Annotated in this window: 10 protein-coding genes; 6 read left to right on the top strand and 4 right to left on the bottom strand. The window is 73.7% G+C overall.

All coding sequences use genetic code 11. The features are described from left to right. The first annotated feature begins 54 nt into the window (after positions 1-54). Genes bioB through bioD form a run of 4 tightly spaced genes read left to right on the top strand, consistent with a single transcriptional unit; the run spans position 55 to position 4,164 of the window. A complete protein-coding gene (gene bioB, locus BM424_RS14565; protein WP_093417651.1) occupies positions 55-1,113 on the top strand; it encodes a biotin synthase BioB in 1,059 nt (352 codons plus the stop codon). Next, the gene (locus BM424_RS14560) at positions 1,113-2,390 is read left to right on the top strand and encodes an adenosylmethionine--8-amino-7-oxononanoate transaminase (protein WP_093417648.1); all 1,278 of its coding nucleotides are present in this window, start codon (positions 1,113-1,115) and stop codon (positions 2,388-2,390) included. The genes bioB and BM424_RS14560 overlap by 1 nt, the downstream gene beginning before the upstream one ends. After that, the gene (locus BM424_RS14555) at positions 2,387-3,517 is read left to right on the top strand and encodes an 8-amino-7-oxononanoate synthase (RefSeq protein ID WP_093417646.1); all 1,131 of its coding nucleotides are present in this window, start codon (positions 2,387-2,389) and stop codon (positions 3,515-3,517) included. The genes BM424_RS14560 and BM424_RS14555 overlap by 4 nt, the downstream gene beginning before the upstream one ends. Then, complete coding sequence (bioD, locus tag BM424_RS14550) at positions 3,514-4,164, top strand: dethiobiotin synthase (protein ID WP_093417643.1); 651 nt, start codon at positions 3,514-3,516, stop codon at positions 4,162-4,164. The genes BM424_RS14555 and bioD overlap by 4 nt, the downstream gene beginning before the upstream one ends. A 60-nt stretch (positions 4,165-4,224) precedes the next feature. Here bioD and BM424_RS14545 read toward each other — a convergent pair whose 3' ends face one another. Both BM424_RS14545 and BM424_RS14540 read right to left on the bottom strand, forming a co-directional pair. Next, positions 4,225-4,872 carry a response regulator gene (locus BM424_RS14545; RefSeq protein ID WP_093417641.1) on the bottom strand — a complete coding sequence of 216 codons (648 nt, stop codon included), beginning with the start codon at positions 4,870-4,872 and terminating at the stop codon, positions 4,225-4,227. Then, positions 4,869-6,044, bottom strand: coding sequence for a sensor histidine kinase (locus BM424_RS14540; RefSeq protein WP_093417638.1), 1,176 nt, complete (start codon positions 6,042-6,044; stop codon positions 4,869-4,871). The genes BM424_RS14545 and BM424_RS14540 overlap by 4 nt, the downstream gene beginning before the upstream one ends. A 113-nt stretch (positions 6,045-6,157) precedes the next feature. Here BM424_RS14540 and BM424_RS14535 point away from each other — a divergent pair, with 113 nt between their 5' ends. Beyond that, the gene (locus BM424_RS14535; protein WP_093417636.1) at positions 6,158-7,579 is read left to right on the top strand and encodes a cytochrome P450; all 1,422 of its coding nucleotides are present in this window, start codon (positions 6,158-6,160) and stop codon (positions 7,577-7,579) included. A 94-nt stretch (positions 7,580-7,673) separates the two neighbouring features. Further along, entirely contained in the window at positions 7,674-7,841 is a 168-nt protein-coding gene (locus BM424_RS28835) for a hypothetical protein (protein ID WP_175548097.1), read from the top strand. Between the two features lie 21 nt (positions 7,842-7,862). Here BM424_RS28835 and BM424_RS14530 read toward each other — a convergent pair whose 3' ends face one another. Further along, positions 7,863-8,285 carry an acyl-CoA thioesterase gene (locus BM424_RS14530; RefSeq protein WP_093417633.1) on the bottom strand — a complete coding sequence of 141 codons (423 nt, stop codon included), beginning with the start codon at positions 8,283-8,285 and terminating at the stop codon, positions 7,863-7,865. A 93-nt stretch (positions 8,286-8,378) separates the two neighbouring features. Further along, entirely contained in the window at positions 8,379-9,155 is a 777-nt protein-coding gene (locus BM424_RS14525) for a putative hydro-lyase (protein WP_093417631.1), read from the bottom strand. Positions 9,156-9,166: the final 11 nt, after the last annotated feature.

Below are 9,166 nucleotides of genomic sequence, written 5' to 3'. Positions count from 1 at the left end.
TAGCCTGAACGCCGTTCAGGTGAACACTGTTCAGGTCGACTTCGGGAGACACCCATGAGCTCCACCTTCGATCAGCTCGCCGACGCGGTCCTGGCCGGACGCGCCGCCGCGGCCGAGGACGCGCTCGCCGTGCTGCGCGCCGACGACGCCGAGCTGATGTCCGTCGTGGCGGCGGCGAGCAGGCTGCGCAGGGCGCACTTCGGCAACACCGTCAAGGTCAACTACCTGGTGAACCTGAAGTCCGGGCTGTGCCCGGAGAACTGCCACTACTGCTCGCAGGCGCTCGGCTCGAACGCGCCGATCCTGAAGTACTCCTGGCTGTCGAAGGACGAGACGCTGCGCCAGGCCGGCGCCGGGCTCCAGGGCGGCGCGAGCCGGGTCTGCCTGGTCTCCTCCGGGCGCGGACCGTCCCACCGCGACATCGACAAGGTCACCGAGATGGTCGGCGCGCTCAAGTCCGAGCACCCCGACGTCGAGGTGTGCGCCTGCCTGGGCCTGCTCTCCGACGGCCAGGCCGAGCGGCTCAAGGACGCCGGGGTGGACGCCTACAACCACAACATCAACACGGCCGAGAGCCACCACGACTCGATCGTCCAGACCCACACCTACGCCGACCGCGTGGACACCGTCGACAAGGCCAGGACCGCGGGGCTGTCGCCCTGCTCCGGGCTCATCGCGGGCCTGGGCGAGACCGACGAGCAGCTGGTGGAGGCCCTGTTCGCGCTGCGGGAGCTGGAGTCGGACTCGATCCCGGTGAACTTCCTGATGCCCTTCGACGGCACCCCGTTCGAGAACACCTGGGAGCTCTCGCCCGCCCGCTGCGTGAAGATCCTGGCGATGGCGCGGTTCGTCTGCCCGGACCGGGAGATCCGCATCGCCGGGGGCCGCGAGATGCACCTGCGCTCGCTGCAGCCGGTGGCCCTGCAGGTCGCCAACTCGCTGTTCCTCGGCGACTACCTCACCTCCGAGGGCCAGGAGGCCGAGGCCGACCTGGCGATGATCCGGGACAGCGGGTTCGTCGTGCTGGGCTCGGAAGAGGAGATCGCGCAGCGGCCGGCCGATCCGGCGATCCGCCGTCGCGGCGCGGGCACCGACGTCCTGCCCAACGCCTGATGACCACCCCCGCGTTGAGCGACGCCGCCGCGCTGCTGGCCTTCGACCGCGAGCACCTGTGGCACCCCTACACCTCGATGCTCGACCCGGCCCCGACCCGGCTGGTCACCGGAGCCTCCGGCAGCAGGATCGAGATCGACGGCACCGGTGAGGTCGTCGACGGGATGGCCTCGTGGTGGTCGGCGATCCACGGCTACCGGCACCCCGCGCTCGACCGGGCGCTGCGGGAGCAGGCCGAGCGGTTCTCGCACGTGATGTTCGGCGGGCTCACCCACGCACCGGCCGTCGAGCTGGCCCGGCGCCTGGTGGAGATCACCCCGGACGGGCTCGACCGGGTGTTCCTGGCCGACTCGGGTTCGGTGAGCGTCGAGGTCGCGATGAAGATGGCGCTGCAGCACCAGCGCGGCCGGAAGCGCCCGCGGCGCACCCGGTTCCTCACGGTGCGCGGCGGGTACCACGGCGACACCTTCGACTGCATGAGCGTGTGCGACCCCGACGGCGGCATGCACTCGATGTGGTCGTCGCTGCTGCCCGGGCAGGTGTTCGGCGAGCGGCCGCCTGCGCTCGGCGAGGACGTGACGGCGTGGGCCGAGGGCTTCCGGGCGCTGGCCGCCGAGCACGCCGACCGGCTGGCCGGGCTCGTCGTGGAACCGCTGCTGCAGGGCGCGGGCGGGATGCGCCCCTACCCCGCCGAGTGCCTGCGGGTGTTCCGGGAGGTCGCCGACGAGCACGGGCTGGTGCTGATCTTCGACGAGATCGCCACCGGGTTCGGCCGCACCGGCACCTTCTTCGCCGCCGAGGCGGGCGGGGTGAGCCCCGACGTGCTGTGCCTGGGCAAGGCGCTCACCGGCGGGTACCTGACGCTGGCGGCGACGCTGTGCACCGGCGAGGTGGCGCGCGGGATCTCCGGCAGCGACTCGGGCGTGCTCATGCACGGCCCCACGTTCATGGGCAACCCGCTGGCCTGCGCGGTCGCCTCGGCGAGCCTGGACCTGCTCGCCACCGGCGAGTGGGAACGGGACGTGCGCCGGATCAACACCGGGCTGCAGGCCCTGCACGACGTCGACGCCGCCGAGGTGCGGGTGCTGGGCGCGGTCGGCGTGGTCCGCCTCGACCACCCGGTGGACGTGGCGAAGGCGACCGAGGCGGCGCTGGCCGAGGGCGCGTGGCTGCGGCCGTTCCGGGACCTGATCTACACGATGCCGCCGTACGTGTGCAGCGACGCCGACGTCGCGACGCTGTGCGCGGGCATCGCGGCCGCGGCGGAGGCGGGATGAGCTGGCCGCGGTGGCTGGCCGAGCAGCGGGCGGAGCGCGAGCGCGCGGGTCTTCAGCGCGCCCTGCGCCCGCGCGCGCTCGGCGAGGACGTCCTCGACCTGGCGAGCAACGACTACCTGGGCTTGAGCGCGCACCCCGAGGTGCGCGCCGCCGCGGCCGGTGCGGCCCGGTCGTGGGGAGCGGGCTCGGGCGCGTCGCGGCTGGTCACGGGAACCACGACGCTGCACGGCGAACTGGAGGCCGAACTCGCCGGCTTCACCGGCCGTCCTGCGGCGCTGGTGTGCTCCACGGGCTATCACGCGAACCTCTCGGCGGTGACGGCACTGGCCGATCGCGAGGCGCTGATCGTCTCGGACGCGCACGTGCACGCCTCGCTGGTCGACGCGGCCCGCTTGTCGCGCGCGACGGTGGAGGCGGTGCCGCACAACGACGTCGACGCGGTGCGGGCGGCGCTGGACTCGGCAGGCGGGCGACGCGCGATGGTGCTGGCCGAGTCGGTGTACTCGGTGCTCGGCGACGCGGCACCGCTGGCGGAGCTGGCCGGGATCTGCGCAGAGCGCGGCGCCCTGCTGCTGGTGGACGAGGCGCACGGGCTCGGTGTCGTCGGTGACGGGGGCCGCGGCCTGGTGGCCGGTCTGGAGCGGGCACCGCACGTGGTGATGACGGCGACGCTGTCGAAGTCGCTGGGCGCGATGGGCGGCGCGGTGCTCGGGTCGCCGGAACTCGTCGAGCACCTGGTCAACCGGGCGCGGCCGTTCATCTTCGACACCGCGCTGGCCCCGGCGCCCACCGCCGGGGCACTGGCGGCGCTGCGCGTGCTGCGGGACCGCCCGGAGCTGCCGGAGCGGATCCACCTCCGGGCCGCGCGGCTCGCCGAGCGACTGGGCGTCGCCTCGTCCACGGGCGCGGTGCTGTCGGTGCCGATGCCCTCGCCGCAGCGGGCGCTGGCCGCGCAGGCCGCCGCGCGGGAGGCCGGTGTGCGGGTGGGGTGCTTCCGGCCGCCGTCGGTGCCCGACGGGGTGTCGCGGCTGCGGATCACCGCGCAAGCCGGGATCGCCGAGCACGCCTGGGAGCACGCGGTCGAGGTGCTGACGGGAGTCGTCGAGCGGCACGGAGGTGGGTCGTGATCGTCTTCGTCACCGGGACCGACACCGGCGTCGGCAAGACCGTGGCCACCGCCGCGCTCGCCGTCCACCTCGGACCTGACGTGGTGGTGGTCAAGCCGACCCAGACCGGCACCGACGAGCCCGACGCCGAGGTGGTCCGCCGCCTGGCCGGATGCCGGGTCGCCCAGCTCGCGCACCTCCCGGACCCGCTCGCCCCGGACACCGCCGCCCGGCTGCGCGGGACCGCGGTCCCCGCGATCGGCGAGCACGCGACGCGCCTGGCCGAGCTCGCCCGCCGCTACGAGGTCGTGATCGTGGAGGGGGCCGGCGGCGCCCTGGTCCGCCTCGACACCGCCGGGGGCACGCTGCCCGATCTGGCCGCCGAACTGGCCCGCGATCACGAGGTGCGGGTGCAGGTCGTCACCCGGGTCGGCCTGGGCACGCTCAACCACACCGAGCTGACCGTCGAGGCGCTGCGCGGACGCGGCCTGGACCCGGCGGGGCTCGTGCTGGGCTCGGTGCCCGCGAAGCCGGACCTGGCGGAGCGGTGCAACACCACCGAGCTCCCCCGCGTCACCGGCGTGCCGGTGCTCGCCGCGCTGCCCGAGGGCGCGGGCTCGCTCCCGCCCGGGGAGTTCCGCGCCCGGGCCGGTTCCTGGTTCCGCTGAGGCTGATCGGCTCGTCGGGCACCCGCGCCGAAGCGCGGCACGTTCCGGCGCGACAGTGGACTATCTGGGCGTGACGATGCGGTGGTCGAAGGCGTAGACGATGGCCGCGGCCCGGTCGCGCACGCCGAGCTTGACGAAGATGTGGCCGACGTGGCTCTTCACGGTCACCTCGGAGATGCCGAGGTCGGCGGCGATCTCGGCGTTGGACAGACCGCGGCCGAGCAGCACCAGCACGTCGCGCTCGCGGGAGGTGAGCTCCTCGGCGGAGGTGGCCTCGGGTTCGGGCGCGCTGCTGCGGTAGGCGGTGAGCACGCGCCCGGTCACGGCCGGGTCCAGGCAGGCCTCGCCCGCGGCCAGCGCGCGCACGGCGCGGATGACCTCCTCGGCGGGCGAGTCCTTGAGCAGGAAACCGCTGGCCCCGGCGCGCAGCGCGCCGGAGAGCAGCTGGTCGTCGTCGAAGGTGGTCAGCACCAGCACCGGCGGCGGGTCCTCGCCGGCCTGCAGCCGGCGGGTGGCCTCGATCCCGTCGACGTGCTTCATCCGCAGGTCCATGACCACGACGTCGGGCCGCTCGGCGGCCACGGCGGGGGCCACCTCGGAGCCGTCCGCGCACTCGCCGACGATGCCGAACCCGTCCTTGCGGCGCAGGATGCGCCGCAGCCCCGAGCGCACCAGCTCTTGGTCGTCGACGAGCAGCACCTTGATCATCGGGCCTCCTCCGCGGGCACGTCGTCGGGCGCGAACTCGGCGCGCACCACCCACCGGCCGCCGTCGGGGCCGGCGTCGAGCCGCCCGCCGAGCAGTTCGGCGCGCTGGCGCATCCCGGCGATGCCGTTGCCCGTCACGGCCTCGGGCAGCGCGCCCGACAGGTCGTTGGCCACGGTCAGCGCGGCACCGCCGCCGAGGACCAGCCGCACCTCGGTGCTGCTGCCGGGCGCGTGCTTGACGACGTTGGCCAGCGCTTCGCGGGTGATCCGGTAGAGCGCGAGACCCGTTGCGGCCGAGACGGATCCGGGATCGCCGTCGATGTCGCAGACCACCGGGACCCCGGCCCGCACGACGTCGGTGACGAGCTCGTCGATGTCGCCGATCCCCGGCTCCGGGCGGACTTTCGACGGTTCGGAGTCCAGCAGCCCCACCGTGCGGCGGATGTCGGCGATGGCCTGGCGGCCGAGGCGTTCGGCGTCGGTGAGCGCGTCGACGGCCTCGTCGACGTCGCGGTCCTCCTGCAACGCGCGGCGGGCGCCGGTGAGGTGCAGCAGCGTGATGCTCAGCGAGTGGGCGACGACGTCGTGCACCTCGCGGGCGATGCGGCGGCGCTCGTCGTCGGCGGCCTGCGCGGTCCGCTCGGCCTGCGTCCGGCGCTCCTGCTCGAACAGCCGCAGCTGGGTCCGGATGATGTAGCCGGTCGCCCAGCCGAGCGCGACGGTCACCAGCGAGAACGCCAGCCCGTAGCCGAGGTGGCCGAGCGCGGCGGCGGTCGTGGGGACCAGCGCCGCCACGGCCGCGGTCGTCAGGCTCACCCGCGCCGAGGTGACGGCGGCGCACTCGGCGAGCATCACCACCAGGATCAGCGGCGCGAGGTCGTTGGCCACCGGGTGGACCAGCAGGATCGAGGTGCCCAGCAGCGCGCAGACGGCCACGCCGAGGGGCCGCCCGCCGTCCGGGACGGGGCGGCCGGCCAGCAGGTACACCACCGGGACGATCGCCAGCAGACCGCCGACCAGCGTCCAGTCGGCGACCCCGGCGGCCAGTCGCTGCGCCACCGCGACCGCCGCGACCACCACCAGGCACGCATGCCCGGGCAGCACGACGGCCGGCGGGTAGCCGAACGGCAGCGCCGCGGCCCGGCCGTGCACGTAGCGGATCACACGCCTCATCCCGGTCAGCCTAGAACGCCGCGCGAGCCCGGTGGATCTCCTCCTCAGGTAGGAGGCGGAACCGGACCCGCAGGACGATGTGCGCCCGGTCACCCGCCGGATAGCGTGATGGCATGACGACCTCGATCGCCCCGTCAGCGCCGCACCGGGGACGCTGGTGGGAGAACGCGACGCCCTCCGGTTCCCGCGAGTGGGTGCCCTCGCCCGCGGGCCCGACCGACGAGCCGGGCACGCCGCCCCCGCTGCACGGCTCGGGGCGCCTGCGCCAGACCCTGCGGTTCGCCCACGACCAGGGTTCGCTGCTGTTCGAGGCCGCCCGCGAGCACGGCGACATCTTCGGCGTCACCACGCTGTTGGAGAAGCGGCCGCTGGCCATCACCGCGCACCCGGATCACGTGAAGTCGCTGTTCACCGCGGGACCGGCGCTGGCGCCGTCGACGGCGGGGCAGTCGATGCTGCGGCCGATCGTCGGCGATTCGGTGCTGACGGTGACCGGCGAGCCGCACCGCCGCAAGCGCAAGCTGCTCATGCCGCCGTTCCACGGCAAGGCCATCGCGCGCTACCGCGAGCAGATCCGGGAGGCCACCGACCGGGAGATCGCCTCGTGGCGGCCGGGTTCGCGGATCCGGCTGGCCGACGCCGCCCAGAAGGTCACCCTCGACGTGATCATGTCCGGCGTGTTCGGCATCGACTACCGCTCCGGCGAGGCCGAGCAGCTGCTGCGCACCCGGTTGCGGCAGCTGCTGGGCCTGTCGGTGAGCCCGCTGGCCCGGGTCAGCGAGGTGCTGTCGATGCGCAAGACCGAGCCCTTCGGGCTGCAGAAGTGGGGGTTGGCGCACCTCGACCGCGCGGTCATGGCGGTCATCGCCGAGCGGCGCGCCGCGCACGTGCCGGGAGAGCGGCACGACATCCTGTCGCTGCTGCTCGACGCCCGCGACGACGAGGGCGAGGCGCTCAGCGACGGCGAGCTGCGCAACGAGCTGCTCACGCTGGTGCTCGCCGGGCACGAGACCACCGCCAACTCCATCGGCTGGGCCTTCGAGCGCCTGGTGCGCAACCCGGGTCCCTACGGCAGGCTCCGCGAGGCGGCGAGAGGCGAGGACGCCGAGAACTACGTCGAGGCCACCATCCACGAGTCGATGCGGGTGCGGCCGGTGATCCCGATCCTGGGCAGGCGGGTCAAGGCCGACTGGCGCTTCGGCGACACCGTGGTGCCGGCGAACACGCGGGTGCTGGTCGGGGTGTTGTCGCTGCACCACCGCGACGACGTCTACGCCGATCCGTTCACCTTCGACCCGGAGCGCTTCATCGGCGTGAAACCCGGCTCCAGCACGTGGATCCCGTTCGGCGGCGGCGACCGCCGGTGCCTGGGCGCGACGCTGGCGATGGAGGAGATGCGCATCCTCACCGCCGAGATCGCGCGCCGCACCGACCTGAAAGCCGTGTCGCAGGCGGCGGAACGCCCGGTGCACCGCAACGTCACGATGATCCCGGGACGCGGCGGGACGGTCGAGATCACCTCGGTGCGACCGTGATCACGTCCGTGACCTGGCCGACGTCCGGCTAATTCCCGGCCGTCGCCGCGCGATCTCGTCAACGGGGAGACACCCCGCCGACGAGAGCGGAGCGATGAGCACCGACACGCGAACGCGCATCATCCTGAAGAACCTGGCGCCGCTGCGCGAGCAGGCCGAGCCCTACGACGACTGGCGGCGGCTGGACCGCGAGGCCGCGGTCGCCGCCCACCGCATCCGGGACTTCGAGCTGCCGGGCCGGAACAGCGACGCGAAGCGCTGACCCGCGTCCCGGCCCGGGGGATCAGGCTCCGGGGGCGAGGATGTCGGCGTCGAAGCCGACGGCCTGCAGGGTGCCGAGCGGGTCGGCGACGAGCTTGCGGGCTTCCAGGTCCATGATGCCGAGGACGCAGGTGATGTCGGCGGAGATGGTGCCGTCGGCCTTGGTGATCACCGTGTCGAGGTGGAAGGACTTCCCCGAGCCGAACTTGGCTTCGCAGGAGGCCTCGACGTGCTCGTTGGCGCGCAGTTCGCGCCGGAAGTTCACGGTGGTGCTCAGCAGCACCGGCGACAGCTTCTTCGCGACCAGCCCGTCCCAGTCGCACCCGGCCGCCTGGAACCCGGCGACCCGCGCCACCTCGCCGTACTGGTGGTACACGGCGTGGTTGACGTGGCCGAGCGCGTCGAGCTCGTAGCTGCGGACCTGAAGCGGAACACGAAAAGTCACGTTCCCACCGTAAGCAGCGGGTCCGGCGCGCGCGCCGCAATCATGACCAGGATCGCATGAGGCCCAGACCTCATCGGGGGTGCCCGGATCTCGTCAGGGCACCTGGTAGTCGCTGTCGCGGGCGTCGGTGATGGCCATGTGCCCGGGCGCGTGGCCGATGGCGAACGAGGGCGCGGACTGCATGACCGCCGCCTGCGGGGTGACGCCGCAGGCCCAGAACACCGGGATCTCGCCGGGCCGGATCTCCACCGCCTCGCCGAAGTCGGGGGCGTCGAGGTCGGTGATGCCCAGCTGCTCCGGCGAGCCGATGTGCACCGGGGCGCCGTGCACGGCCGGGTAGCGGGAGGTGACGCGCACGGCGGTGGCGACCAGTTCGGCCGGGATCGGGCGCATCGAGACCACCAGGGGACCCGACAGCGCCCCGGCCGGGCGGCATTGCCGCGACGTCCGGTACATCGGCACGTTGCCGCCGGTCTCGATGTGGCGGACCGGCACCCCGGCCTCCAGCAGCGCGGCCTCGAAGGTGAAGCTGCAGCCGATCAGGAAGCTCACCAGGTCGTCCCGCCACAGGTCGGTGACCTCGGTGCGTTCCTCGACGAGCCGCCCGTCGCGGTAGACGGTGTAGGCGGGCAGGTCGGTGCGCAGGTCACCGGCGAACAGCGACGCGCTGGTCTCCCCCGGCTCGGTCACGTCCAGCACCGGGCACGACCGGGGGTTGCGCTGGGCGAACAGCAGGAAGTCGTAGGCGTGCTCGCGCGGCAGCGAGATCAGGTTCGCCTGCGTCCACCCGACGCTGAACCCGGAGGTGGGCACCCGCAGCCCGTCCCGGAACGCCGCCCTGGCCTGCTCGGGTGAGAAGTCCTTCGCCATCGCGCACTCCT

The organism is Saccharopolyspora flava (genome assembly GCF_900116135.1).
In the GTDB taxonomy this organism is placed as follows: Bacteria; Actinomycetota; Actinomycetes; order Mycobacteriales; family Pseudonocardiaceae; genus Saccharopolyspora; species Saccharopolyspora flava.
The sequence above is the reverse complement of the archived record's forward strand: the minus strand, read 5'-3'. Positions and strand labels throughout refer to the sequence as shown.